The sequence below is a fragment of the Mesorhizobium sp. L-8-3 genome, assembly GCF_016756615.1.
Classification (GTDB): Bacteria; Pseudomonadota; Alphaproteobacteria; order Rhizobiales; family Rhizobiaceae.
On sequence record NZ_AP023262.1, the window covers coordinates 3,131,104 to 3,156,051 of the forward strand.

21 protein-coding genes are annotated in these 24,948 nt (G+C 64.9%); 6 read left to right on the forward strand and 15 right to left on the reverse strand.

Features of this window, described 5'->3' with window-relative positions:
- Position 1: 1 nt before the first annotated feature.
- From JN302_RS14690 to JN302_RS14710, 5 genes are read right to left on the reverse strand one after another with little or no spacing between them, the layout of a single operon-like run.
- Entirely contained in the window at positions 2 to 475 is a 474-nt protein-coding gene (locus JN302_RS14690) for a chemotaxis protein CheW (RefSeq protein WP_202314774.1), read from the reverse strand.
- Positions 475 to 2,694 carry a chemotaxis protein CheA gene (locus JN302_RS14695; RefSeq protein ID WP_202333368.1) on the reverse strand — a complete coding sequence of 740 codons (2,220 nt, stop codon included), beginning with the start codon at positions 2,692 to 2,694 and terminating at the stop codon, positions 475 to 477. Before JN302_RS14695 ends, JN302_RS14690 begins: the two co-directional genes overlap by 1 nt.
- Before the next feature lie 21 nt (positions 2,695 to 2,715).
- Positions 2,716 to 3,081, reverse strand: a complete 366-nt coding sequence (locus JN302_RS14700; protein WP_202313092.1) for a response regulator — start codon at positions 3,079 to 3,081, stop codon at positions 2,716 to 2,718.
- Positions 3,082 to 3,378, reverse strand: a complete 297-nt coding sequence (locus JN302_RS14705) for an STAS domain-containing protein (protein WP_244846332.1) — start codon at positions 3,376 to 3,378, stop codon at positions 3,082 to 3,084.
- A gap of 1 nt (position 3,379) precedes the next feature.
- Positions 3,380 to 4,972, reverse strand: coding sequence for a globin-coupled sensor protein (locus tag JN302_RS14710; RefSeq protein WP_244846343.1), 1,593 nt, complete (start codon positions 4,970 to 4,972; stop codon positions 3,380 to 3,382).
- Between the two features lie 443 nt (positions 4,973 to 5,415).
- On the opposite strand from JN302_RS14710, the gene JN302_RS14715 reads away from it, so the two are divergent.
- Together JN302_RS14715 and JN302_RS14720 are read left to right on the forward strand one after the other, a co-directional pair.
- On the forward strand, positions 5,416 to 6,345 hold the full coding sequence (locus tag JN302_RS14715; RefSeq protein ID WP_202333371.1) for a flagellin N-terminal helical domain-containing protein: 930 nt from the start codon (positions 5,416 to 5,418) through the stop codon (positions 6,343 to 6,345).
- 156 nt (positions 6,346 to 6,501) lie between these two features.
- Positions 6,502 to 7,188: a D-lyxose/D-mannose family sugar isomerase gene (locus tag JN302_RS14720; protein ID WP_202333372.1), complete on the forward strand. Its 687-nt coding sequence runs from the start codon at positions 6,502 to 6,504 to the stop codon at positions 7,186 to 7,188.
- A 169-nt stretch (positions 7,189 to 7,357) separates the two neighbouring features.
- Here the strand turns inward: JN302_RS14720 and JN302_RS14725 are convergent, their stop codons facing one another.
- From JN302_RS14725 to JN302_RS14735, 3 genes are all read right to left on the reverse strand, one after another.
- Positions 7,358 to 8,716: a phosphomannomutase gene (locus JN302_RS14725; RefSeq protein ID WP_202333373.1), complete on the reverse strand. Its 1,359-nt coding sequence runs from the start codon at positions 8,714 to 8,716 to the stop codon at positions 7,358 to 7,360.
- Positions 8,717 to 8,865: 149 nt separating this feature from the next.
- Positions 8,866 to 10,041 (reverse strand): cystathionine gamma-synthase, encoded by a 1,176-nt coding sequence (locus tag JN302_RS14730; RefSeq protein WP_202313099.1) that lies wholly within the window; start codon positions 10,039 to 10,041, stop codon positions 8,866 to 8,868.
- Positions 10,038 to 11,426 carry a pyridoxal-phosphate dependent enzyme gene (locus tag JN302_RS14735; RefSeq protein ID WP_202313100.1) on the reverse strand — a complete coding sequence of 463 codons (1,389 nt, stop codon included), beginning with the start codon at positions 11,424 to 11,426 and terminating at the stop codon, positions 10,038 to 10,040. Before JN302_RS14735 ends, JN302_RS14730 begins: the two co-directional genes overlap by 4 nt.
- A 269-nt stretch (positions 11,427 to 11,695) precedes the next feature.
- Here JN302_RS14735 and JN302_RS14740 point away from each other — a divergent pair, with 269 nt between their 5' ends.
- From JN302_RS14740 to JN302_RS14750, 3 genes are all read left to right on the forward strand, one after another.
- Positions 11,696 to 12,145 carry a hypothetical protein gene (locus JN302_RS14740; RefSeq protein WP_202333374.1) on the forward strand — a complete coding sequence of 150 codons (450 nt, stop codon included), beginning with the start codon at positions 11,696 to 11,698 and terminating at the stop codon, positions 12,143 to 12,145.
- 154 nt (positions 12,146 to 12,299) lie between these two features.
- Positions 12,300 to 13,289 carry an inositol 2-dehydrogenase gene (gene iolG, locus JN302_RS14745; protein WP_202313102.1) on the forward strand — a complete coding sequence of 330 codons (990 nt, stop codon included), beginning with the start codon at positions 12,300 to 12,302 and terminating at the stop codon, positions 13,287 to 13,289.
- Positions 13,290 to 13,316: 27 nt separating this feature from the next.
- A complete protein-coding gene (locus JN302_RS14750; protein ID WP_202333375.1) occupies positions 13,317 to 14,111 on the forward strand; it encodes an SDR family oxidoreductase in 795 nt (264 codons plus the stop codon).
- 633 nt (positions 14,112 to 14,744) lie between these two features.
- Here the strand turns inward: JN302_RS14750 and iolB are convergent.
- From iolB to JN302_RS14780, 6 genes are all read right to left on the reverse strand, one after another.
- The gene (iolB, locus tag JN302_RS14755) at positions 14,745 to 15,542 is read right to left on the reverse strand and encodes a 5-deoxy-glucuronate isomerase (RefSeq protein WP_202333376.1); all 798 of its coding nucleotides are present in this window, start codon (positions 15,540 to 15,542) and stop codon (positions 14,745 to 14,747) included.
- Between the two features lie 127 nt (positions 15,543 to 15,669).
- On the reverse strand, positions 15,670 to 15,858 hold the full coding sequence (locus JN302_RS14760; RefSeq protein ID WP_202314775.1) for a DUF3329 domain-containing protein: 189 nt from the start codon (positions 15,856 to 15,858) through the stop codon (positions 15,670 to 15,672).
- Positions 15,859 to 15,877: 19 nt separating this feature from the next.
- Entirely contained in the window at positions 15,878 to 16,762 is an 885-nt protein-coding gene (gene iolE, locus JN302_RS14765) for a myo-inosose-2 dehydratase (protein ID WP_202333377.1), read from the reverse strand.
- A 175-nt stretch (positions 16,763 to 16,937) separates the two neighbouring features.
- Entirely contained in the window at positions 16,938 to 18,785 is a 1,848-nt protein-coding gene (gene iolD / locus JN302_RS14770; RefSeq protein WP_202333378.1) for a 3D-(3,5/4)-trihydroxycyclohexane-1,2-dione acylhydrolase (decyclizing), read from the reverse strand.
- A gap of 21 nt (positions 18,786 to 18,806) precedes the next feature.
- On the reverse strand, positions 18,807 to 20,735 hold the full coding sequence (locus tag JN302_RS14775) for a bifunctional 5-dehydro-2-deoxygluconokinase/5-dehydro-2-deoxyphosphogluconate aldolase (RefSeq protein WP_202333379.1): 1,929 nt from the start codon (positions 20,733 to 20,735) through the stop codon (positions 18,807 to 18,809).
- A gap of 106 nt (positions 20,736 to 20,841) precedes the next feature.
- Positions 20,842 to 21,672, reverse strand: a complete 831-nt coding sequence (locus JN302_RS14780) for a MurR/RpiR family transcriptional regulator (RefSeq protein ID WP_202313110.1) — start codon at positions 21,670 to 21,672, stop codon at positions 20,842 to 20,844.
- Between the two features lie 153 nt (positions 21,673 to 21,825).
- On the opposite strand from JN302_RS14780, the gene JN302_RS14785 reads away from it, so the two are divergent.
- The gene (locus JN302_RS14785; protein WP_202333380.1) at positions 21,826 to 22,944 is read left to right on the forward strand and encodes a Gfo/Idh/MocA family protein; all 1,119 of its coding nucleotides are present in this window, start codon (positions 21,826 to 21,828) and stop codon (positions 22,942 to 22,944) included.
- Between the two features lie 122 nt (positions 22,945 to 23,066).
- On the opposite strand, the gene amaB is transcribed toward JN302_RS14785, so the two are convergent.
- The gene (gene amaB / locus JN302_RS14790; RefSeq protein ID WP_202333381.1) at positions 23,067 to 24,578 is read right to left on the reverse strand and encodes an L-piperidine-6-carboxylate dehydrogenase; all 1,512 of its coding nucleotides are present in this window, start codon (positions 24,576 to 24,578) and stop codon (positions 23,067 to 23,069) included.
- Positions 24,579 to 24,948 lie beyond the last annotated feature (370 nt).

The window sequence follows — 24,948 nt, forward strand, 5'->3', positions numbered from 1 at the left end:
GTCAATGGACGGTTCCCGCCGATTCCTGGCTCTGCGGCAGGACGCAATCCAGCGAGATGAGGCTGATCATCCGGCCTTCGATCGCCAGGACGCCTCGCATGAAGAGGCGGGCCAGCTCGGAAGCCACGTCGGGCGTCGGCTGGATCGTGTTGGCGTTGATCGTGAGGATGTCCGAGACGGCCTCGACCAATAGCCCGACGCTCTGGTTGTTGACCTGCGTGACGATGATGACGTGGCGTGCCGTCGGCTCCGTTGCCGTGAAGCCCAGGCGAGCCGCGAGGTCTATCACCGGCAGCACCGAGCCGCGCAGGTTGATCACGCCCTTCACATAGTCCGGCGAATGGGGCAGGGGGGTCGTCTGGGTCCAGCCCCGGATGTCCCGCACCGACATGATGTCGACGCAGAACTCCTGGCCGCCGAGACGGAAGGCGATCAGCTCGCTGTTCGCGGAGAGGTCTTTCTCGCTGGCTTGCATCATGCTGCGTTCCTTTTGCGATTGGAGAGGTCGGACCGATTCATCTCGGAGCGGGTGCCGGCGACGATCGCGTCGACATCGAGGATGACGGCCACACGCCCGTCACCCAGGATGGTGGCGGCGGCAACGCCGACGACGTGGCCGTAGTTGGTTTCGAGGCTTTTGATCACAACCTGCTGCTGGCCGATAATGCCGTCGACGAGCAGGGCATTCTGGGTACGGTTCTCCGATTCCACCAGGATGGCCACGCTGTTGAGCGGGTCGGCCTCCTCGTCGCGATAACCGAGCTGCAGCCCGATATCGATGAGCGGAATGAAGGAGCCGCGTATGGCGATGACCTGGCTCGTCTCACCGAGCCCGTGCACATCCTGCCGCTTGGGTTGCAGCGTCTCCACAATGGCGGTCAGCGGCACCACGAGCGTCTGGCCGGCGATGGTCACGACCATGCCGTCGAGCACGGCCAGCGTCAGCGGCAGGCTGAGCGTGAAGGTGGTGCCCAGGCCCGGCCGCGAGGTGATCGAGATGCGGCCGCCGAGAGCCTGGATCGAACGTTTCACCACGTCCATGCCGACGCCGCGCCCCGAAACATCCGAGATCGTGCTCGCGGTGGAGAAGCCGGGATGGAAAATCAGGTCGTCGATCTCGCCGTCGGTCAGCTGCGCATTGGGGTCGATGAGCCCCTTCGTGATCGCGATATCCCTGACGCGCGCCCGGTTGATGCCGCCGCCGTCGTCGGACACCTCGATGATCACACGGCCGGAACGGTGGGCCGCGGTCATGCGTACTACGCCCTGCTCGCTCTTGCCGGCGGCAAGCCGATCCTCCGGTTTTTCAAGGCCGTGGTCGATGGCGTTGCGGATCATGTGGGTAAGGGGATCCGCCAGCCTTTCGATGACCGTCTTGTCAACCTCGCAATTCTCGCCCTCGGTCACCAGGCGGACCGACTTGCCGACCATGTCGGCGACCTCGCGGACGACGCGCGACATGCGCTGGAAGATCGGCCGCACGGGCTGGGCGCGGATCGCCATGACGCTGTCCTGGATCTCGCGGGTCAGGTGCTCGAGATCGTCGAGGCCGACCGCCACTTCCGAAAGCCGCGCGATGCCGGCCTCGGTGACGCGCTGCGCCAGCATCGACTGGTTGATGACCAGTTCCCCGACGAGGTCGATCAGCCGGTCGACACGATCGAGGTCGACGCGGATCGTGGTCTGCTGTCCGGATTGGGCTGCCGCCTGCGCGGTGCCGGCCTTGATCAGAAGTTCGGTCGGTGTCGGCTCGCGCTGCGGCTGGGGAGCGGCTGCGGCCTCGACCGGAGCGACCGGACCCGGCAGTTCCGCTACCAGCGCCGAGATGTCGGCTATCGGGATCACCTGGAAGTCGGCGGATTCGGTGGCGTCCGGATCGCTCGGCGCCTTGCGGGCGATGTCGAGATCGCAGTCGAAGGTGACGAATTCGAACACCTCGCGCACCGCGCTTTCCTCGATCGACGGATCGAGCTCGATTGTCCAGGAAAGATAGGAGCCCTCGGGATCGAGTTCCGTCAGCAGCGGCACCGCAGATATGTCGCAGGCGATCCTGGCCTCGCCGAGGCGGCGCAGCTCGCGCAGCAGCACGACGGCGTCATTGGCCTTGGCATAAAGCTCGGGCTTCGGCCGGAAAGTGACCTGGAGCGGGGCCGAGGCATCGTCGCCGAAGGGCGAGTCGAGGCCGGAGCCGACCAGATCCTCGAGCGAGAAGCGGATCGGCGTGAAGCCGTTCTCGTCCGGACCGGGCTCCGGCTCGGCCGCTGCGTCCGGCGCGGTCCCTTCCGTCTGCGCGGCTGACGGGGCGGCGTCTCCCGAAGCCGCGCGCGTCAGCTCGCCATTGAGCTGCGAGATGCGGGCGCGGTCGAGATCGGTTCCGTCGCGCGAGAAGCGCACGAGGTCGGCAAGACCGTCGGCGGCGCGCAGCATGAGCTTGATCAGGCTGCTGCTGATCTCGAGCGCATTGGAGCGCATGAGGTCGAGGGTGGTTTCGAATGTGTGTGCGAAGCGGACGAGTTCATCGAGCCCGAATGCGCCCGCGCCGCCCTTGATGGAATGAACAGCGCGGAAGACGGCGTTGATCGTCTCGGAATCGCTCTCCTGCTGTTCGATCGCCAGCAGCCCGCTTTCCAGCTCGGCGAGTTGTTCCTCGCATTCCTGGAAGAAGGTCTGCCTGATTGCCGCCATCGTATCCATGATGAAATGCCCCCCGGCGGATCAGGCTGCGACGCGATTGATGGCGCTGACCAGCTTCACCGGATCGAAAGGCTTGACGATCCAGCCGGTGGCGCCGGCGCGGCGGGCGCGGTCCTTCTTCTCGTCCATGCTTTCAGTCGTGAGCACGAGGATCGGGATGGCCCGATACTGATCATTGCTGCGCACCGCTTCGATGAAACCGAAACCGTCCAGCCGCGGCATGTTGATGTCGGTGACGATCACGTTCGGCGTGGTGGACTGGAGCACCTCCAGGCCCTCCATGCCGTCCTCAGCCTGCACCACTTCCATCCCGGCGTCACAGAGCGCCGTGCGCAGCATTTCGCGGATGGTCCTGGAATCGTCGACGGTAAGAATGACTTTCTTCATCTAGCTGTTCCTCGCCGAAAGGTGGTTCATGCCTAGCCCCGCCGTTTCGAGGGCCTCGGTGAATTCGGGTGATGCTTCGGTGACTTCAAATTCCATTCCGTCCTGCGACCAGGTAGCCGCCGCCGATAGCAGCACCTGAAGGCACTGCGCCCCCATGCGCTGCACCTGCGCCGCGTTCACCGCCAGGTCCTTGCCGCGGTGCCCGAGGATTTCGCTCGCCAGCGGGCCTGCCGCGGTGATGTCGAGCAATGGCGGGAGAGCCATCGTCGCCTGGATTCCGGTCTTCTCGGTCAGCACCTCAGAACTCCTCCCATCCATCCACGTCTCCTGCGGTCAAAGCGGTGTTGCCCTGCACGGCATAGCCGGTCCGTCTCGGCGCAGGCGCGGCGCGGGTCTGCAGCACCTGGCGCGGCGCGGCGGCGCGCATGCCGTCCTCGATGCTGAAACCGGAAACCGTACGAAGCAGCTCGGCGACCTGGCTGCGCAGCGAATGGACCGCGGCCGTCGTCTGCTCGACCATCGCCGCGTTCTGCTGTGTCGCCTGGTCCATCTGGTTGATGGCGATGTTTACCTCGCCGAGGCCGGTCGACTGCTCCTGCGAAGAGGAGGCGATCTGGGCGACCAGGCTGTTGATCTCCGTGACCTGGACGATGATGTCCTCCGAGACTTTGCCGGTCTCGGCCATCAACTGCACCCCGGCCTCGACCTGAGTGGAACTGGCCGAAATCAGCGCCTTGATTTCCTTGGCGGCCTCCGCCGAGCGTTGGGCGAGCGAACGCACCTCCGAGGCGACCACCGCGAAACCGCGGCCGGCCTCGCCGGCGCGCGCCGCCTCGACGCCGGCATTGAGCGCCAGAAGATTGGTCTGGAAGGCGATCTCGTCGATGACGCCGATGATATGGGAGATCTCGCGCGAGGACTTCTCGATCTCGCTCATGGCGGTCACGGCATTCTGCACGATCTCGCCGGCATGCTCGGCCTGCACGCGTGCGGCGACGACCTTGCTGGCGGCCTCGCCGGCTCCCGCAGTGGCGCGCTTGACGCCGGCGGTCAACTGGTTGAGCGCGGCGGCCGTCTCTTCGAGGCTTGCCGCCTGCTGCTCGGTGCGGCGGGACAGGTCGTCGGCGGCCTGCCCGATCTCGGCCGAACCGCCGCCGATGGCGTTCGCCGAACGGGCGACCGAAGCGATCGCCTTCTCGAGCGAGGCGGTGGCGCTGTTGAAGTCCGATTTGAGCGGCACGAATGCGCTGGAAAGCTCGTCGCTTATCCGCGTCTTGAGGTCGCCGCCGGCAAGGCTGCGCAAAGCCGCGTTCACCGCGTCGAGCGCGACTGCCTGATGCGCTTCCGCGGCGGCGCGCTCGGCTTCCACCTTCCGCCGCTCGGCTTCGAGCTCCTCCATATAGGTCGAGATCGCGAGGCCGATGTCGACCATCACCGCCTTGATCAGCAGGCCGATGGCGTTGGTGACGTCGTCCCGGCCACCCTTGGACAGGCCGAAGCGGCGGGGCCAGTGCTCGGCCACCACTGCCTTGACGAGCTGCTCGGTGACGAGTGCGTAGCCGGCGACGTAGATGCCCGGCTCGATGCCCAGCTTCGCATGGGCCTTGCCGATGCCGCGCACCGCATTCTCGTAGGTGCTGCCGAATTCGGCATCGGCGATGATGTTCCAATGTTGCTCCTGACGACTTTTCGCCGACGCCATATGGGCGTCGTTGGCGAAGAACCGGCGCGTCTCGGAGTGGGAGCGGACCTTGTCATAGAAGACGCCGAGGGCGGGGCCGATCGCCTTGGCGACGGTCGGTTTCAGTGCCTTGAGCCGGCCGCGCGCTTCAGCGTCGAGACCCATGAATGCGAGATGGCTGGTCAAAGAGGGGCGAGCGCTGTCATGCACGGCGATATGCGATCCGAAAGATATGAAGAAGGCGAAGGCATTCCGGATCGGCCGGGCCCCAAGGCGCGGCATCATGCCTATGGTTAAGAAACAACCAAGCCCGGGTAGGCCGAGTATCGGGACCAATGGTTTCGGTCAGATTAACAGGTCGCACGCCGTCCAGGGATAATTGCGAGACTGAGTACGGCGGCGCCTGGCTGCGTGTTTCCGCCTGTTTCGGCATCAACCGGAGGTTTTGGCCGCCCCCTTCGCAGGAGCGTGACGGCCGGGCGATTTCTTTGCGAACATGGTTAACAACCGATTTCGATTAGCCATTTGTTAAGGATGTTTGTTCATAGAAGTTAACAGCAGCACAGGCCTTCTCCACGCTTCGACAGGCCTGAAGCTGCTCCGGCGGCCGGGCTGTTCCGGCGGGCGGACAATCAGGATTAAGGGCGGGTTCCATGACGAGCATCTTGACCAATGCGTCCGCGATGACGGCGCTGAGAAGTCTCCAGACCACCAACAAGGCCCTGGAGCAGGCGCAGGCGCGGATCTCGACCGGTTACCGCGTGGCCGGCGCAAGCGACAATGCCGCCTACTGGTCGATCGCCACCACGATGCGCTCCGACAACAAGGCGTTGCTGACGGTCCAGGATGCGCTCGGCCTCGGCGCCTCGAAAATCGATATCGCCTACACCGCCACCAACAGCGCCATCGACGTGGTCGACGAGATCAAGTCGAAGCTGGTCGCGGCGCGCGAGCCCGGCGTCGACCGTGCCAAGGTACAGGCCGAAATCAGCCAGCTGCAGCAGCAGCTCATCAATATCGGCGCATCGGCCTCGTTCTCCGGCGAGAACTGGCTGTCGGTCGATTCGGCCAGCCCCGACTACAGCACCACCAAGAGCATCGTCGCGTCCTTCGCGCGCGCCTCCGACGGCACCGTATCGATCGGCACTATCACCATCGACGTCGACTCCTCCAAGCTTTTCGATGCCAACGGCCAGACGGGCATTCTCGACACGACCAGCACCACCACCAATGGCGGCGTGGTCTATTCGGTGTCGACGCTCAACATCTCGACGCTGTCGAGCTCCGCCAACGATCTCGCCGATCTCGATGAGATGATCCGTACGGTCGACGCCGCCCTGCAGGCGATGACCAATGCGGCCAGCGATCTCGGCGCCGCCAAGAAGCGCATCGGGCTCCAGGTCGAGTTCGTCGACAATCTGATGGACGCCATCGAGCGCGGCGTCGGCGCCCTCGTCGATGCCGACATGAACGAGGAATCGACCCGCCTCCAGGCGCTCCAGGTGCAGCAGCAGCTCGGCATCCAGGGCCTGTCGATCGCCAATGCCAGCGTCCAGGGCATCCTCTCGCTGTTCCAGAACTGATCGCGCTGAAAGCCCGACGCCCCGGCGCCGCCTCGCAAGCGCCGGAGCGTCGCGCATTCGGATCTGACATGGCCCATCGCCGATCATTCGGCTGCGACCTTCCGCGCGGGCCGAAAATATGCGAGGCCTTTGTCCCTGCAGCATGCGGAGGACATCATGAAACGGTCGCGCGTCAACGAGATCATTCGGGAAGGCGACGCCTTCATCCGGTCCTTCGGCTACATCATGCCGCCCTTCGCCTATTGGTCGCCGCAGGAGCTCAAGGATCGGCGGCCGGCCGGCATCGTCGATGCCCGTCTCGGATGGGATATCACCGACTACGGGCTGGAGAAATTCGACGAACTCGGGCTCTTCCTCTTCACCGTGCGCAACGGCCGCGCCGCGGATCTGGCGCGCGGCACCGGCATGCTCTACGCCGAGAAGATCATGATCTCCCGCAAGGACCAGCTGTCGCCGATGCACCGCCATGTCGTGAAGGCGGAGGACATCATCAACCGCGGCGGCGGCAAGCTGGTGCTCGAACTCTTCATGTCGCAGCCGGACGGCGGCATCGACGACAAGGCCGAGGTGAGCGTGCCCACCGACGGCGTGATCCGGACCATGCCGGCCGGCTCGCGGCTCGGTCTCGATCCAGGCGAAAGCGTGACGCTGCTGCCGGGGGTCTGGCACGCTTTCTGGGGCGAGGGTGGGGACGTTCTGATCGGCGAAGTCTCGACCGTCAACGACGACCTCACCGACAACATCTTCGCCCAGCCGATCGGCCGCTTTTCCAGCATCGAGGAGGACGAGCCGCCGCAGCATCTGCTGGTGTCGGACTATGACAGATGGGTGAAGAGCGAATAGGGAAAGAGCGAGTAGCGAGTAGCGAATAGCGAAAAAGAGGGGTTGCGTGCCGCCAAATTCCGCGGACTTCTTTCGCTATTCGCTATTCGCTATTCGCTATTCGCTATTCGCTATTCGCTATTCGCTATTCGCTATTCGCTATTCGCTATTCGCTATTCGCTATTCGCTCCTACCCGCTTGCGATCAGCTTCTTCAATTTGTCCACCTTGCGAGCCAGCAGCGTCGGGTTGGCGCGGGTCTCGACATTCAGCCTCAGCAACGGCTCGGTGTTCGAGGCGCGCAGGTTGAAGCGCCAGTCGTCGAATTCCATGCCGAGCCCGTCGAGCGTGTCCACATGAGGGTTGAAGCGCTGATAGGCTTCGGCGACCTTCTGCTGGCTCGCTTTGGCGTCGGCCACCGTGAAATTGATCTCGCCGGAGCAGGGAAAGGCGGCGATGCGCTCTTCCATGACCTCGGCGAGCTGCGCGCCGGAAGCGGATAGTTCGGCCACGACCTCCAACCAGGCCAGCATGCCGGAATCGCAGTAGCTGAAATCGCGGAAATAGTGGTGCGCGCTCATCTCGCCGCCGTAGATGGCGTCCTCGGCGCGCATCCTGGCCTTGAAGAAGGCATGGCCCGTCGGACAGGGTTTCGCCACGCCGCCGGCGCGCTCCACGAGCGCGATCGTGTTCCAGGTGAGCCGGGGATCGTAGACGACCGTGCCGCCGGGGCGCTCGCGCAGCATCGTCTCGGCGATCATGCCGACCAGATAGTAACCTTCGACGAATGCGCCGCGATGATCATAGAGGAAGCAGCGGTCGAAATCGCCGTCCCAGGCGATGCCGAGATCGGCGCCGCTGTCGACCACCGCCTGCGCGGCCCTGGCGCGCTTCTCCGGAAGCAGCGGGTTGGGAATGCCGTTGGGCAGGCTCGCATCCGGCTGATGGTCGATCTTGATGAATTCGAAGGGCAGATGCCGTTCGAGGAGGTCGATGACCGGGCCGGCGCAGCCATTGCCGGCGTGGCAGACGATCTTCATCGGCTTCAGCGCCTTGCCGGCAACCTGCTGCAGCAGCCTTTCGACGTAGCGGGAACGGTCGAGCATGTCTTCGAGCCGACCACGGGCTGCATAAGAAGCGACGGCGGGTAGGTCTGTCTCGGAGAAAACGACGGCCTCGATCGCGGCGAAGGCGTTATCCCGCGTGGCTGCGGTCGCGCCCTTCAGCACCATCTTGATGCCGTTGTAGTCCTCCGGATTGTGGCTCGCGGTCACCATTAGCCCGGCGTCGGCGCCGGTGTCCGCGGTATGGAAATAGACCTCCTCCGTGCCGCACAAGCCGACCGGCAGGACGCCGACGCCGCTGTCGAGGAAGCCTTGAGTCAGCGCTTCTGCCAATGCCGGGCTGTCGCGCCGCATGTCGTGGCCGACGACGATCTTTTTCGGGTCGAGCGAACGGGCCGCAGCCTGTGCGAATCGATAGGCGAAGGGCACGTTGATCTCGGCCGGGATACGGCCGCGCAGGTCATAGGCTTTGAAAGGAGGCTTCATCCGGATTCCCGTCGCGTCTGTCGGACGGCGCACTCCTAACAAGAACCTGCCCTCCCGCATAGCGGGGTGTCGCGGGGAGGGCCCGCATGCCGTCACCTTCGATCCCCGGTTTTCCACTTCGTCCGGAGCGGGCAGGGGCGTTCGAGCCTTTATCCCGCCAGGGCCTGGTCGAGATCCGCGATCAGGTCGTCGGCATCCTCGATGCCGGCCGAGAGGCGCACCAGCGAATCGGAGATGCCGATCGCGTCGCGCTTCTCGGCCGGGATGCTGCCATGGGTCATCAGGGCAGGATGCTCGATCAGGCTTTCGACCCCGCCGAGGCTCTCGGCCAGGGTGAAGAGCCGGGTGCGCTCCAGGAAGCGCCTCGTACCGGCGAGGTCGCGGTCGAGTTCGACGGAGATCATGCCGCCGAAGGCATGCATCTGGCGTGCTGCGATCGCGTGCTGGGGATGGCTGGGGAGCCCTGGATAGACGACGCGTCGGACGTCGCGGCGCCCTTCGAGCCACCGGGCGATCTTCAGGCCGTTGGCCGAATGGCGCTCCATGCGGAGCGCCAGCGTCTTGATGCCGCGCAAAGCCAGGAAGCTGTCGAACGGCCCCGAGATCGCGCCGACCGCGTTCTGCAGGAATTTCAGCCGGTCGGCGATGTCCTTGTCCTCGCCGACGACGGCGACCCCGCCCACCATGTCGGAATGTCCGTTCAGATATTTCGTGGTCGAGTGCACGACGATGTCGATGCCGAGCTCCAGCGGGCGTTGCAGATAGGGGCTGCAGAAGGTGTTGTCGGCGACCGAGATCAGGCCCTTGCGCCGCGCCAGTGCGGCGACGCCCTCGAGATCGACGACGCGCAGCAGCGGGTTGGTCGGCGTCTCGACCCAGAGCAGCTTCGTCTCCGGGCGGATCGCCGCCTCGACCGCCTCGAGGTCGGTGAAGTCGACGAAGCTCGCCTGCAGGTTCGCCGAGCGCTTGCGCACCCTTTCGAGCAGCCGGAAGGTGCCGCCGTAGATGTCGTCGGTCGCCACCACATGGGTGCCGCTGTCGAAGAGCTCGAAAACCGTGCCGATCGCGGCGAGCCCCGAGGCGAAAGCGAAGGCGGCCGTGCCGCTTTCGAGGTCGGCGACGGCCCGCTCGAAGGCGAAGCGTGTCGGGTTCTGGCTCCTGGCATATTCGAAGCCCTTGTGCACGCCCGGGCTCTGCTGGCCGTAGGTGGAGGTCGCATAGATCGGCACCATCACCGCGCCCGTCGTCGGGTCGTGGCTCTGGCCGCCATGGATAGTGCGGGTCGAGAAGGCGAGGCGATTGCGCTGCACGGGCTGGTCGTTCATCGGTTGCGTCTCAGATGGTTGATCAGGTCGATGCGGGTGATGAGGCCGACGAACTCGTCGCCGTCGAAGACGATGGCGACCTCGTTGCGCTCGAACACCGGCAGCAGCGCGTCGAGCGTCTGGCGGGCCTGAAGCGTGTGGAGTTCGGCGGTCATGGCGGAGCGGACCGGCTGGTTGAAGCGGTCCCAGCGGCCGTCATACGGGCCCTCCACGACCGACAAGATGTCGCTCTCGTCGATGATGCCGACAAGCTTGCCGTCCTCGAGCACCGGCAGCTGCGAGACGTCGGCGCGCCGCATGCGGCCATAGGCAGTCAGCAGCGTGTCTGCGGGGCCAACGAAGACCGTGCCGCCCTCGCGATGCGAGCGGGCAACGAGATCGGAAAGGTCGCCATGCTGCTCGCGCTCGGCGAGACCCTGCTCGGCCAGCCAGAAATCGTCGAAGACCTTCGAGAGATATTTGTTGCCGCTGTCGCAGACCAGGGTCACCACACGCTTGGCGACCGTCTGCTCGCGGCAGTAGCGCAAGGCGGCGGCGAGCAGAGTGCCGGAAGACGAGCCCGCCAAAATCCCTTCCTTGGCGAGCAGGTCGCGGGCGGCGAGCATGCTCTGCTTGTCGGGAATGGAATAGGCCTTCTTCACCAGGGACAGGTCGGCATTGGGGGGGATGAAGTCTTCGCCGATGCCCTCGACCGTCCAGCTTCCTGCCTCCTCCAGCTTGCCCGTCTTGAGATAGGGGGCGAGCACCGAACCGACCGGATCGGCGAGCACCATCTCGGTCTTCGGCGAAACCTTCGCGAAGAAGCGGCCGAGGCCGGTCAGCGTGCCGCCCGAACCGACGCCGACGACGACGGCGTCGACATCCTCGCCGAGTTGCTTCCAGATTTCGGGGCCGGTGGTGGTTTCGTGCGCCAGCGGGTTGGCCGGGTTGGCGAACTGGTTGACGTAGAATGCGCCGGGAATGTCGGCCGCGATCTTCTCGGCCATGTCCTGATAATATTCCGGATGACCCTTGCCGACGTCCGAGCGCGTCAGGCGCACCTCGGCGCCGAGCGCCCTCAGATGCTGGATCTTCTCGCGGGACATCTTGTCCGGAACGACCAGGATGATGCGATAGCCCTTGGGAATGCCGACCTGGGCGAGGCCGAGACCGGTATTGCCCGCCGTCGCCTCGACGATCGTTCCACCCGGCGCCAGCCGGCCGTAGCGCTCGGCGTCGGCGATCATGGAAAGCGCGATGCGGTCCTTGATCGAGCCACCCGGATTCTGGCTCTCCAGCTTGACGAAGAGGCGGCAGCGACCGGTGTCGAAGCGTGTGAGCTCGACGACAGGCGTTTCGCCGATCAACTCCAGTACCGATCCATAAGGTCCGCGCAGGCGGCTCATGACTTTACCTCCCGTTCCGATGTTCGCTTCCATGCGCCGGCACCTCCCATCGGGGACATGCCACTGTTTATCGCAACGCAAGCGGGAATGATGGGCTGCATGCAGTGAAAAATAGCCCAGGTCGGAGAAAAGTCATTCCTGAAGATGGCCTGTTTTGTGAACACTATTCTTGGACGTACCGCTCGAGCCATCGAGTGCGCGATCTTGCGGTGGCTTTCTCTCTGCCGGCGCGATAGAGGTCTGCTCTCGTTTGCTCAAGGAACACGGGAATGACTGAAAAGGTCAAAGTCGACTTCGAGGCGCTGTGCCTGGCGCTCGAGATCGCCGACAGCTATCTCATTATGGACGAAGCCTATGTCGATCGTCGGACCGGCGAGGTCCATATTCCCTCCGACGATCCCGACCTTTCCGAGGTGACTGAGGACATGGCGGAATCCGAGGACTATGTTGCTGTTCCTTCCAAGCGAGAACTCGGTTTGGGGAGCCGTGTCGCCCGGGCTTTCGCCTGGCATGAAGTGCCGGAGGATGCCGACGCCGTTTCCGACATGTTCAGCCGGAAGGGAGGTTTTTCCCGCTTCAAGAACTGGCTGGTCCAGCGCGGCAAACTCGATGCCTGGCATGCCTTCGAAGCTGAAGCCGAAGAACAGGCCCTGAGTGACTGGTGCGAGGCGAATGGGTTCGTTCTCGACAAGGGTGGAAGCCATCACAAACTTCCCTGAGCCGGCTTGATCGAAGAACCAAGATGGAATATCTATTTCATCACGTGTAATATCTGGTTCAAATATTTCGTCTTTGGGCGGCGTCTGCTCCAATCGAGCCGACGCCCCTGGATGAATGCTGCCGGTCGGTCACGGTCTTCGGGAGGAAGTTTTCATGACAGTTCGTTTTGGCCTGCTGGGTGCTGGTCGCATCGGCAAGGTGCATGCAAGGGCCGTCGCCGCGGACCGCGATGCGAAGCTGGTCGCGGTCGCCGATGCCTTCGAAGCCCCGGCAAAGGAGCTCGCTTCGGCCTATGGCGCCGATGTGAGATCGATCGAGGCGATCGAGAAGGCGCCAGACATCGACGCCGTGATCATCTGCACCCCGACCGATACCCATGCCGACCTGATCGAACGTTTCGCCAGGGCCGGCAAGGCAGTCTTCTGCGAGAAGCCGATCGACCTCGATCTGAAGCGCGTCGAGCGCTGTCTTGCCGTGGTGGAAAAGGCCGGCGCGACGCTCATGGTGGGCTTCAACCGTCGCTTCGACCCGCATTTCGCGGCGGTGCGCAAGGCCATTGACGACGGCGCCATCGGCGATGTCGAGATGGTCAGCATCACTTCGCGCGACCCAGGGCCGCCGCCGCACGACTATATCACCCGCTCCGGCGGCATCTTCCGCGACATGACCATCCACGACTTCGATATGGCGCGTTTCCTGCTCGGCGAGGAGCCGGTGGCGGTGACGGCGCAGGCCTCCGTGCTCGTCGACAAGAAGATCGGCGAGCTCGGCGATTACGACAGCGTCAGCGTGCTTCTGCAGACCGCATCGGGCAAGCAGTGCGTGATCTCCAATTCGCGCCGGGCCACCTATGGCTACGACCAGCGCATCGAGGTGCACGGCTCCAAAGGAATGGTGGCCGCGGAGAACCAGCGGCCGGTGTCGATCGAGGTGGCCAATGCGGGGGGCTATACACGTCCGCCGCTGCACGACTTCTTCATGACCCGCTATATCGACGCCTATGCCAACGAGATCGCGTCCTTCATCGCGGCGATGAACCAGGGCGCCAAGGCCATGCCGAGCGGACGCGACGGGTTGCTCGCCTTGGCGCTGGCCGATGCCGCTTTGCGCTCGGTAAAGGACGGCAAGACGATCCGCCTTTAGATCCATAGTTATTTTGGAGTTTCGGCCATGACCGGCATGATGGAACGCAACGCGGGCACGAAGGCGATCGTGACGGGGGGCGCGCAAGGTATCGGCCTGGCCGTCGCCCGGCAGCTCGTCGCGGAGGGCTGCAGGGCGCTTGTCCTTGTCGGCCGCTCGAAAGAGAAGGGCGCCGAAGCGGTGTCTGTCATCGAGAAGCTCGGCGCCGAAGCGATCTTCGTCAGCGCCGACGTGTCGAAGCCGGACGACTGCGCCAGGGTGATGGAGGCCGGGCTCGAGCGCTTCGGTTCGCTCAACGGCCTCGTCAACGCGGCGGCGTCTTCCGCGCGCGGTTCGCTGGTGGATACGACGCCGGAGCTCTTCGACAGCCTGTTCGCCACCAATGTGCGCGGGCCCTTCTTCATGATGCAGGGCCTGGTCCGCCACCTGCTGGCCGAGAAGAAGCCGGGCGCCATCGTCAACGTCCTGTCGATGTCCGCCCACGCCGGCCAGTCCTTCCTGACCGCCTATTCGTCGAGCAAGGGCGCGCTCGCCGTGCTCACCAAGAATGTCGCCAATGCCTATCGCGGCAACCGGATCCGCTGCAATGCGGTGCTGCCGGGCTGGATGGACACGCCGGGCGAGGCGGTGGTGCAGGCCAAGTTCCACGGCGCGGGGCCGGACTGGCTTGAAAAGGCCGAAGCCGCCCAGCCGATGGGACAACTGGTCAAGACGCATGAGCTTGCCGCGCTCATCACCTATATGCTCAGCCCCCAGTCCGGCGTCATGACCGGCTCGCTGGTCGACTACGACCAGAACGTCGCGGGCGCGTTCGGGGAATAGTGGGCCGTCGCGAATAGCGATTGTTTTCGATACCAGAATTTTTCTTCGCATATGTCGGCGCGATGACCTCGGCGATTGGCATCCACCGCTCATACCGTCGTCATCCCGGGCCCGAAGGCGAGCCGAGCGAAGCCGGAGGCGACCCGGGGATCTATGCCGAGACGTCGCGACCGGCCGCTTCGGTGGAAGAAAACCATCTCGGCGTTCACGCATCACGAAGACGATATGGTGCCAATTGCCAAGTCGCCATCTTGGGGCAAATGCCGCACCGATCCCTCATCCTGCGCCGTAGCTCCCGGCATCACCGTCACGGCATGGATTCTCGGGTCGCGTCGGCTTCGCTGCGCTCGCCTCCTGCCCGAGAATGACGAAGGGAGGTGCTCTCGCCGTTAATCGTCAACGGTGGCGGCCGGCAATCGCTGATGTCGGCGACGGCATCGACGACTCGCTTCGGCCTCCGCGCCATCGTCATCCCCGGGCCCGCAGGCGAGCGCAGCGAAGCCGGAGGTGACCCGGGGATCCGTGCCGTGACATTACGGCAGCCAGATTGAGTAGAGGAAGAGCACCGCATCGGCGGCCACGTTCATCCGGAGGCGGCAATCACGGAGCCGATGTGGTCGCCGCTCAAATGCCTCACGCCTTCATCAGCCACTCATGTTCCCTGGCGTTGTGGAACTTCCAGGTCCGCTTCGGACCGGCCATCACGTTGAGATAATAGAGGTCGTAGCCATGGCAGGCGGCGCAGGGGTGGTAGCCTCTGGGCACCAGCACCACGTCGCCGTCCTCCACCGCCATGGTCTCGTCGAGCGAGCGGTCGTCGGTGTAGACGCGCTGGAAGGCAAAGCCCTGCGGCGGGTTCAGCCGGTGATAATAGGTTTCCTCCAGCAGCGACTCCTCGGGCAGATTGTCCCGGTCGTGCTTGTGCGGCGGATAGCTCGACGTATGCCCGCCCGGCGTGATCACCTCGACCACCAGCAGCGAATCGGCCGGCTCGCCTTCCGGCAGGATGTTGGTGACGTAACGCGTGTTGGTGCCTTTGCCGCGGGTCTCCTGGCCGAGGCTGTCGGGAGCGATCACACGCGCGGGCAGGCCGCCGCCAAGCCCCGGCGCCGAGCAGACGGCGAGTTCGACATCGGTCTCGGCCGTTACCTTCCAGTCTGACCCTTGCGGCACGTAGACCGACCAGGGCTTGCCTTCGAAAGGCGACAATCGGCCGCCGAGCGTACCGAAATCCTCGCCTCCCGCCGAGACCTTGCCCTTACCGGAGACGAACACCAGGCAGACCTCGCGCGCGCTGGTCGATGCAGAAGCGCTCTCGCCCGGCTTCATCTTGTGGAGGTCGAAGCCGACATAGGTCCAGCCCGCGCTTTCGGGCGTGACATGGCTCACCAGCCCGCTGCCTTTCTTCGGCTTCACCAGCAGTCGCGACATGGGCTCACTCCTCGTATCAGGCCTCGATCGCCGGTGCGGCCCGTCCGGGCCGTTCGGCTTTCGCGCCGAATGGCGTGGGCCACGCCGTCCCGCGCTCCAACGGTCGAGGAAATCGACCGTCGGCAAATCAGTTCCCGGCCGGACCCTTATAGTTGATCAGGAAGGTCCATACCGCATAGGCCGTGAAGGCGAGGGCGATCATGCCCCACAACGGCGTAGAGGTTGCGAATTCGAGCACGGCCCAGGCCGCGCAGACGATGACGACGGCGATGCGTCGCCACAGCGGCCTGAAGAACGGATGCTCGTTGTCCTTGATCACGAATGTCCTGCCTCGCTCACGTCAATCCTGCCTCGGCAAGGAAACGCGAAAGGTTCTTGTGGCCGAGCTTGGCGTATTTCGACGGCGTCGCCTTCTTCGGATCCTGCTCCGCCTCGACGACCACCCAGCCCGAATAGCCTTTCAATTCCTTGAGCACGCGAACATAATCGATCATGCCGTCCCCCGGAACGGTGTAGACGCCTGCAAGGACGGAATCGAGGAACGACCAGTCCTCGCGGTTCGATTGCCACATCACCGCTTCGCGTATGTCCTTGCAGTGTACGTGGGAGATGCGCGCCCTGTAGTGGCGGGCAAGCCGCGCCGGGTCGGCGCCGCCCCAGGTCGCATGGCCCGTATCGAGCAGCAGATGCACCGGATCGGCCGTGACTTCCATGAAACGGTCGATGTCGGCTTCCGATTGAACGGCGGTGCCCATGTGATGATGGTAGACGAGCTGCAGCCCGTAGGTCTCCCTGATCGCCTGGGCGAATTTCGTATAGCGCTCGCCGAACTGCTTCCAGGCTTTCTTCGGCAGCACCGGCCGCGCCGAAAGCGGCAGCTTGCGGTTGGAGTGGATGGCGTTCGAGGTCTCTGCCGCGATGAAGACCGTCGAGCCCATCTCCTTCAGCAGGGTTGCATGCGCCTTCGCCGCCTTGAGTTCGGTGGCCACATTACGCGTCAGCAGCTCCGTGGAATACCAGCCACCGACCAGGGCGTGGCCGAAACTGTCGAGGATCGGCCGCAGTGCCTTGGCCTCGCGCGGAAACTTGTTGCCGAGCTCCATGCCGACGAACCCTGCCGCCTTGGCCTCCTTGAGGCATGTTTCGAGCGATATGTCGCCACCGATCTCAGGCATGTCGTCATTCGACCAGCCGATTGGGTTCGCCCCGATGCGGATCATTCCGTCCCTCTCCAAGAATATGGTCGCGCTCGCTTCGCCGACATCCCGCGCCGGCCGAACGAAAGCAGCGACCTAAGCTGGCTTGCGTGGCTTCGCCCACGCTTCACCTGCTTAGCCACTTCTTTTTGCCGCAGGTTTTTGCCGGAAAACCGTGGGACACTTTTCCGAAACCTGCTTAGTCCCCGACACGCTGCAGCTTGACCTTGTCCTCATAGGTCTTGCGGGCCTTTTCCACTTCCTTGCGCGAACTGACCTCGGGGACCGCGACATCCCACCAATGGCCACCCGCTTCGGTCGAGATCAGAGGATCGGTCTCGATGACGACGACGGTCGTTCGGGCATTTTTCTTCGCCCTGCCGAGCGCGGCTTCGAGATCCGCGATCGACGTCACCTTTTCGGCGATCGCCCCGAGGCTTGCGGCATGGGCGGCAAAGTCGATCTCGGGCAGCAACTCGTGCCGCGCATCCTTCAGCAGATTGTTGAAGTTGGCGCCGCCCGTGCCCATCTGCAGCCGGTTGATGCAGCCGTAACCCCGGTTGTCGAGCAGCACGATCACCAGCTTCAGGCCGAGCATCACCGAGGTGGCGATCTCGGAATTCAGCATCAGATAGGAGCCGTCGCCGACCATGACGACGACCTCCTCGCCTGATCTCGCCATCTTGGCGCCGAGCCCTCCGGCGATCTCGTAGCCCATGCAGGAATAGCCATATTCGGCGTGGTAGGAACCGGGCTTTCCGGCCTGCCAGAGTTTGTGCAGCTCGCCGGGCAGGCCGCCGGCGGCATGGAGCAGCGTCACATCGGAACCCATGGCGCGCTGGACGGCGCCGATCACCTGGGCGTCGGAGGGCAGAGCCGTATTGGTCGCGGCCGTCGCCTCGGCCGCCGCCTTCCGCCATTCGGCTTTGCCGCCCTTGGCATCTTCGGTCCAGGCCGCAGGCGCGGCCCAGCCTTCGGCGGCTTTTTCCAGCTCCTCGAGCCCTTCGCGCGCGTCCGCAACCAGGGTCAGCGCCTTGTGCTTGCCGGCATCGAAGGGCTGAATATTGAGGCCGACGATCGTCTTGCCGCTGTTCTTGAACAGGGCCCACGAGCCGGTGGTGAAATCCTGAAGCCGCGTGCCGATGGCCAGCACCAGGTCGGCTTCCTCCGCCATCCGGTTGGCAGCCGACGTCCCGGTCACGCCGACGGCACCCATGTTCAGCGGATGGTCGTCGGGCAGCGAGGACTTGCCGCCCTGCGTCTCGCAGACCGGGATGCCGGTCGCCTCGACGAACCGGGCGAGTGCGGGGGAGGCCTGCGAATAAAGCACGCCGCCGCCGGCGACGACGAGGGGCTTGTTGGCGCGGCGCAGGGCGTCGGCGACATGCTTCAGCTCGGCAAGATCCGGGCGCGGGCGCCGCGGCGTCCGCAGCCGTTCCTCGAAGAAGGTTTCGGGATAGTCATAGGCTTCCGCCTGGACGTCCTGGCAGAGGGCGAGCGTCACCGGTCCGCACTCGGCCGGGTCGGTCAACACCTGCATGGCGCGGGCGAGCGCCGGGACGATCTGCTCAGGCCGCGTGATGCGGTCGAAATAGCGCGACACCGGGCGGAAGCAGTCGTTTGCCGAGACCGTCCCGTCGCCGAAATCCTCGACCTGCTGCAGCACCGGATCGGGGATGCGGTTGGCGAAGACGTCGCCGGGCAGAAGCAGGAGCGGCAGCCGGTTGACATGGGCGAGTGCCGCCGCCGTGACGAGGTTGGTCGCGCCCGGTCCGATCGAGGTGGTCGCGGCCATGATCCGGCGGCGGAAACTGGCCTTGGCATAGGCGATCGCGGCATGCGCCATCGCCTGCTCGTTATGGGCGCGGTAGGTCGGGAGCTCGTCCCTGACCTGGTAGAGCGCCTCGCCGATGCCGGCGACATTGCCATGGCCGAAGATCGCCCACACGCCGCCGAAGAGCGGCACCTTCTCGCCGTCGATCTCGGTCATCTGGCGCGCGAGATAGCGCGTGAGCGCCTGCGCCATGGTCAGGCGGATCGTCTTCATGGTGGTTTCCTCCCGCCGGAATTATGCGGCCTTGCGGCTGCGTGCCGCAAGCCAGGCTTCGGTCAGCTTTTCGAAGCGCGCGGCCATGTCGGCGATCGCCGCCTCGTCCGAAATCGTTCCGGGCAGCCATTTCTCCGCGGCGTCCATGAAGATGGTGCGGCCGACCGCGAAACCCTTCACCACGGGTGCCTCTGCAGTCGCGGCGAAAGCCGCTTCCAGCTCGTCATGCGGCGCCTCCAGGCCGAGCAGTACGACGCCGCGGCAATGCGGGTCGTTACGGGTGATCACTGCCTCGATCTGCCGCCATGCCGTTGCCGACGCCTGCGGCTCGAGTTTCCACCAGTCGGGCCTGATATCAAGCGCATAGAGCTCTTCCAGCGCCCGGGGCACGGTATCGTCGGCGAGCTTGCCATGCTTGCCCGCGATGATCTCGACCAGCAATTCGCGGCCGACCTTGCGGGCCGCCCCGAACAGGCTCCTGAGCTTTTCCTGCTGCTCCGTCTTCAAGGCCAAGGGATCGTCGGGATGATAGAAACAGAGGCATTTGATGCAGTGCTCGATCGGCCATTCGACGAGATGCGAGCCGATATCCTGCGAGAATTCGAAGCGCAAGGGCCGCGAGCCGGGCAGTTCGACCGGGCGGCCGAGCCACGCGAAGCCGTGGCGCGCGAATTCGAACATCGCCTTGCGGCCGAACCTTTCGTCGATCAGCATGCCGTAGCCGTCGCGGCCATCGGCGACCCGGGCCGCAGCCTTCACGGCCAGAACCTTGAAGTCCTCGATGCGGGCGGCATCAGCTCCGGTCTTGCGGGCAAGGTCTTCAAGTTGTACGCGGTGGTCGACGGCGAGCGCCATGAGCGACGGGATGACGCGCCGCCGCGTCGTCGCCCAGTGGATGTGATTGATTGCCTCGTCCTTGCGCAGGGCCCGATACGCGCTGCCTTTCTCCATGAAGAACCGGAGCTCTTCCCAGGTCGGATATTCCGGCGAGCAGAGCAGGCGCGACACGGCGAAGGCGCCGCAGGCGTTGGCCCAGGTCGCCGCCGTCTCGAAGTCCTCGCCGCCCAGCCATCCGCGCAGCAGCCCGGACATGAAGGCGTCGCCCGCGCCCAGCACATTGAACACCTCGATCGGGAAACCCTTGCCGACGATGCCGTCCTCGAGATCGTCGCTGATCGGGCCGTCATAGACGATGCAGCCCATGGCCCCGCGCTTCAGCACGATCGTTGCCGGCGACAGCGAGCGGATGGTCTTCAGCGCGCCCAGCACGTCGTCCGCGCCCGAGGCGATCATGATCTCCTCTTCGGTGCCTACGATGAGGTCGCAGTCGGGCAGCACGGTCTTCAGCTTGCCGGAGACCTTGTCCGACTTCACGTAGCGCTCGAAACCCTCGGCATGGCCGGCAAGCCCCCACAGATTGGGCCGGTAGTCGATATCGAACACGACCTTGCGGCCGTTGTTTTTTGCGATCCCGATGGCCTTTCGCTGCGCAGCCTCGGTGTTCTCACGCGAGAAATGCGTGCCGGTGACGACGATCGCCCGGGCCGAGGCGACGAAGGTTTCGTCGACATCCTCCGGCGACAGCGCCATGTCGGCGCAATCGGAACGGTAGAAGATCATCGGCGAGACACCCTCGTCCTCGACCGAGAGGAGGACCAGCGCAGTCAGCCGCGCGGGATCGGTGACGAGCCCTTCGACGGACACGCCCTCGCGTTGGAGCTGCTCGCGTATGAAACGCCCCATCTGTTCGTCGCCGACGCGGGTGAGCAGGGCCGAGCGCAGGCCGAGCCGAGCGGTCCCGACCGCGATATTGGCCGGGCAGCCGCCGACCGATTTTGCGAAGGAGGCGATATCTTCGAGGCGCGAGCCGATCTGCTGGCCGTAGAGATCCACCGATGCCCGGCCGATGGTGATGACGTCGAGCTGCGCTTGGGCGGCGCCCTGAGTCATGGTTTCCTCCGAGGAATGCGGGCGTTGATCGATTGTATGAAATATCAATTCCATCAAACAGTCAATATGGAATGAACATTCCTGATTGCCCGGCCGGAGGGCGCGGTCACGCCTGCTGGCGACGTTCCGCCACTGCGACGGTGAGGGCCATTGCGAGCGCCATGGTGGCGGAAAGCGAGCGGAAGCCCGCGCAATCGGCCTCCGCGACCTCGAACCATTCCTTGGCGGACTGCGCCAGCGGCGAGAACGAACTGTCGGTGATGGCGATGACGGGGACGCCCTGCCCGGAAAGAAAGCGCGCCGTTTCGATCGTGGCCGCGGCATAGGGCGAGAAGCTCACCGCAATGACCGCATCCTTCTGGGTTGCGAAGGAAACCATCTCGGGCTCGAGGCCGGAGGAGGACTCGATGAGCTGATAGCGGATCTTCAGCTTGCCGAGCGCATAGGCCATGTAATTCGCGATCGGATAGGCACGGCGCCGGGCCAGCAGATAGATCGTCTCTGCTTGGGCGAGGATGGTCACGGCCCGCTCGAAGATGTCGTCGTCGAGGGTGCGTGAGACCGTCTCCAGCGACCGGCTCGCCGCCGCGATGAAGCCGCGTACGATCTCTCCGGCCTGAGGTTCCTCGGCGTCGCCACGCAGGGCCTTCAGGCGATCCTCGTAGGATGTCGTGCGCTCGCGCAGCCTTTCGCGGAACACAGCCTGCAAGCTGGTGAAGCCGTCGAAGCCGAGATGCTGGGCGAAGCGTATGAGCGTCGAAGGCTGAACGCCCGCCGAGGCGGCTATGCTCGCCGCCGTGCCGAAGGCGATCTCGTCAGGATTGTCGAGTGCGAATGCCGCCACCTGGGCGATGCGCTTGGGCAGCACATCCCTCCTTTCCAGGATTTTGGCCCGGAGTGTCTCGAAGTCGCGTGGCAGGTCTGGTTCGGCATTCATGGTCGCAAGGTGCGTTGCATGGTCAAAAGCTGCAAGAGCCTAACTGTCGCCCGCCGAGATGTCCACAAAATGAATTGTATGTTCCATTTCCGGAAAGAATGGACTAATTCATTCAAAGTCGGCACGACGTCGACATCAGAGGAGCGCTGGGAAATGATCGGTGTCGGTCTCATCGGTTCGGGTTTCATGGGCAAGTGCCATGCCATGGCCTGGAACTCGGTCAGGATCGCCTTCGGCGACATGCCCGAGATCCGTCTGGTCCATCTCGGCGAAGCCAATGCCGAACTCGCGGCCCGTCGCGCCGCCGAGTTCGGCTTCGCCAGGGCATCCGGAGACTGGCGCGCCGTGATCGACGACCCTGAAGTGGACGTGGTGTCGCTGACGACACCGAACCAGTTCCATCCCGAAATGGCGCTGGCTGCACTTCGCGCCGGCAAGCATCTGTGGTGCGAGAAGCCGATGGCGCCGAGTTTCGCCGAAGCGGAAGCCATGGCCGCGGCCGCAAGGGCATCCGGCAAGGTGGCGGTGCTCGGCTACAACTACATCCAGAGCCCCGCTATCCGCCACATCCGCCGGCTGCTCGACGAAGGCGCCATCGGCACGGTCAACCATCTGCGCGTCGAGATGGACGAGGATTTCATGGCCGATCCGGACGCGCCCTTCTTCTGGAAGCACGAGGCCGCTTCGGGTTATGGCGCGCTCGACGACTTCGCCGTCCATCCGCTGTCGCTGATCCAGAACCTGTTCGGCCGCGTCACGCGCGTTCTCTGCGACATGGCCAAGCCCTATGCCGAGCGTCGCACCGAGGCGGGAGGCCGCAGGGCGGTCGAGACCTACGACATCGCCTCCTGCCTCATCCGCCTGGAGACCGGCATTTCCGGCACGCTGCTCGCCAACCGGTCCGCCTGGGGTCGCAAGGGGCGCATCGCGCTGCAGGTCTTCGGCTCGCAGGGTTCCATCCTGTTCGACCAGGAACGTTTCAACGAGTTCCAGCTCTACGTCACGTCCGATCGCGCGACCGAACAGGGTTATCGCACCATCCTGGCCGCCCCCCAGCACGAGCCCTATGGCCGTTTCATCCCTGCGCCCGGCCACGGGCTCGGCTTCAACGACCTGAAGACGATCGAATGCCACGAACTGGTAGCGAAGATCGAAGGCCGGCCGGCCAATGTCATCGGCTTCGACGACGGCCTCGACATCGAACGGACCGTGCATGCGATGGCGCGGTCGTTCGAGACGGGGGGATGGATGGAAGTTGGTGGTGAATGGTGAATGGTAAAATGGTGAATGGTAAGAATTGGTGAGTAGTATCTAGGCGGGCAGCTGTTGTCGGAGAGCGCTGTCTACTACATTCCATTCACCATTCACCATTCACCATTCACCATTCACCCCTTTCATTCGATGTCGAACGACACCCCCTGCGCCAGCGGCAGCGCCTTGGAGTAGTTCACCGTGTTGGTGGCCCTTCGCATATAGGCCTTCCAGGCGTCGGAGCCCGATTCGCGGCCGCCGCCGGTCTCCTTCTCGCCGCCGAACGCGCCGCCGATCTCGGCCCCCGACGTGCCGATGTTGACATTGGCGATGCCGCAGTCCGAGCCGTCGGCGGCCAGGAAACGCTCCGCCTCCTGCAGGTCGAGCGTGAAGATCGACGACGACAGCCCCGCCCCCACCGCATTGTGCTCGGAAAGCGCGGTGTCGAAGTCGCCGTAGCGCATCACATAGAGGATCGGTGCGAAGGTCTCCTCCGTCACCGGCGCCACCTGGCGCGGCATCTCGACCAGCGCCGGCTTCACGTAATAGGCCGCGTCGTGGCCGGTCTCCACCCGGGTGCCGCCGGTGATGCGGCCGCCTTCGGCCTGCGCCGCCGTCAGCGCCTTCTGCATGGCCTCATAGGCCGCCTTGTCGATCAGCGGACCGACCAGCGCGTTGGTCTCCAGCGGGCTGCCGACCGAAACGCTCTCATAGGCCCGCCGCAGCCGCGGCAGCAGCGCCTCATAGACGCTGTCATGCACGAACAGCCGGCGCAGCGTCGTGCAGCGCTGGCCGGCCGTGCCCATCGCGCCGAAGGCGATCGCCCTGAGCGCCATGTCGAGATCGGCCGACGGGCACACGATGCCGGCATTGTTGCCGCCCAGTTCCAGGATGGCGCGGGCGAAGCGCCTGGCCAGCCGCGGCCCGACCTCGCGGCCCATGCGGGTCGAGCCGGTGGCCGACACCAGCGGCACCCTGGCATGGTCGACCAGCACCTCGCCGATCGCCCGGTCGCCGATCAGCACCTGGCTCAGCCCCTCCGGCACGCCGCCGAACCGCGCCGCCGCCCTGGCGAAGATCGCCTGGCAGGCAAGCGCCGTCAGCGGCGTCTTCTCCGACGGCTTCCACACCACCGCATTGCCGCAGACCAGGGCGAGCGCCGCATTCCACGACCACACCGCGACCGGGAAGTTGAAGGCCGAGATGACACCGACCACGCCGAGCGGATGCCAGGTCTCCATCATGCGGTGGCCGGGGCGCTCGGTGGCGATGGTCAGGCCATAGAGCTGGCGCGACAGGCCGACGGCGAAGTCGCAGATGTCGATCATCTCCTGGACCTCGCCGAGGCCTTCCGACGGGATCTTGCCGGCCTCGATCGAGACCAGGCGGCCAAGATCGGCCTTCGCCGCGCGCAGTTCCTCGCCGAACAGGCGCACCAGCTCGCCGCGCCGGGGCGCCGGCACCAGGCGCCAGGCCCGGAAGGCGGCGTCCGCTTTGTCGATCATGGCGGCGGCCTCCGCCGGCCTCGTCGCCGGCAGCGACGCCACCTGCTCGCCCGTCACCGGGCTGAAGGACGCCATCGTCCCGCCCGCAAGGCTCTTTTCATCCACGCCCAGCTTGGCGAGAAGTGCTTGCGTTTCCTTCACAAGGGTCATGGCTCACCTTCCCGATAGTCGGAGCGCAACATCCGCTGGGAAGCGAAGAAGGGCCCGACATCTCTGTCTGTGCGCCATCGATCCGAGGCCGTCAGGGATTCCGGATCGATGCGCCGGTTTCAGCCTTGCTCATCCCGGCTGGGGCCAAAGTCAAGGCCCGGCGTGACGCCGTCGCGGAAAGGTCTATCCTGCCTGAGCCTGCGACGTACCGCCGGCTCCACAGGCGAAAGGCCAGAACCAGCATCGGCACGCCGACGAGCGATGGCATAGCCTCCCAGCCGCCGGGTCGGGGGAGAGTGTGGCTCGTCCTCTTGGTGGATGCCGAAGCCTCCAAAGATGTGAGCGCGAATCTTGGTCCTGCCCCTCCGAC

What these genes read in the sequence shown, in the direction of transcription:
- JN302_RS14690 (WP_202314774.1), bottom strand. Translation starts at nt 475, where the DNA reads ATGCAAGCCAGCGAGAAAGACCTCTCCGCGAACAGCGAGCTGATCGCC.
- JN302_RS14695 (WP_202333368.1), bottom strand. Translation starts at nt 2,694, where the DNA reads ATGGATACGATGGCGGCAATCAGGCAGACCTTCTTCCAGGAATGCGAG.
- JN302_RS14700 (WP_202313092.1), bottom strand. Translation starts at nt 3,081, where the DNA reads ATGAAGAAAGTCATTCTTACCGTCGACGATTCCAGGACCATCCGCGAA.
- JN302_RS14715 (WP_202333371.1), top strand. Translation starts at nt 5,416, where the DNA reads ATGACGAGCATCTTGACCAATGCGTCCGCGATGACGGCGCTGAGAAGT.
- JN302_RS14720 (WP_202333372.1), top strand. Translation starts at nt 6,502, where the DNA reads ATGAAACGGTCGCGCGTCAACGAGATCATTCGGGAAGGCGACGCCTTC.
- JN302_RS14725 (WP_202333373.1), bottom strand. Translation starts at nt 8,716, where the DNA reads ATGAAGCCTCCTTTCAAAGCCTATGACCTGCGCGGCCGTATCCCGGCC.
- JN302_RS14730 (WP_202313099.1), bottom strand. Translation starts at nt 10,041, where the DNA reads ATGAACGACCAGCCCGTGCAGCGCAATCGCCTCGCCTTCTCGACCCGC.
- JN302_RS14735 (WP_202313100.1), bottom strand. Translation starts at nt 11,426, where the DNA reads ATGAGCCGCCTGCGCGGACCTTATGGATCGGTACTGGAGTTGATCGGC.
- JN302_RS14740 (WP_202333374.1), top strand. Translation starts at nt 11,696, where the DNA reads ATGACTGAAAAGGTCAAAGTCGACTTCGAGGCGCTGTGCCTGGCGCTC.
- iolG (WP_202313102.1), top strand. Translation starts at nt 12,300, where the DNA reads ATGACAGTTCGTTTTGGCCTGCTGGGTGCTGGTCGCATCGGCAAGGTG.
- JN302_RS14750 (WP_202333375.1), top strand. Translation starts at nt 13,317, where the DNA reads ATGACCGGCATGATGGAACGCAACGCGGGCACGAAGGCGATCGTGACG.
- iolB (WP_202333376.1), bottom strand. Translation starts at nt 15,542, where the DNA reads ATGTCGCGACTGCTGGTGAAGCCGAAGAAAGGCAGCGGGCTGGTGAGC.
- iolE (WP_202333377.1), bottom strand. Translation starts at nt 16,762, where the DNA reads ATGATCCGCATCGGGGCGAACCCAATCGGCTGGTCGAATGACGACATG.
- iolD (WP_202333378.1), bottom strand. Translation starts at nt 18,785, where the DNA reads ATGAAGACGATCCGCCTGACCATGGCGCAGGCGCTCACGCGCTATCTC.
- JN302_RS14775 (WP_202333379.1), bottom strand. Translation starts at nt 20,735, where the DNA reads ATGACTCAGGGCGCCGCCCAAGCGCAGCTCGACGTCATCACCATCGGC.
- JN302_RS14780 (WP_202313110.1), bottom strand. Translation starts at nt 21,672, where the DNA reads ATGAATGCCGAACCAGACCTGCCACGCGACTTCGAGACACTCCGGGCC.
- JN302_RS14785 (WP_202333380.1), top strand. Translation starts at nt 21,826, where the DNA reads ATGATCGGTGTCGGTCTCATCGGTTCGGGTTTCATGGGCAAGTGCCAT.
- amaB (WP_202333381.1), bottom strand. Translation starts at nt 24,578, where the DNA reads ATGACCCTTGTGAAGGAAACGCAAGCACTTCTCGCCAAGCTGGGCGTG.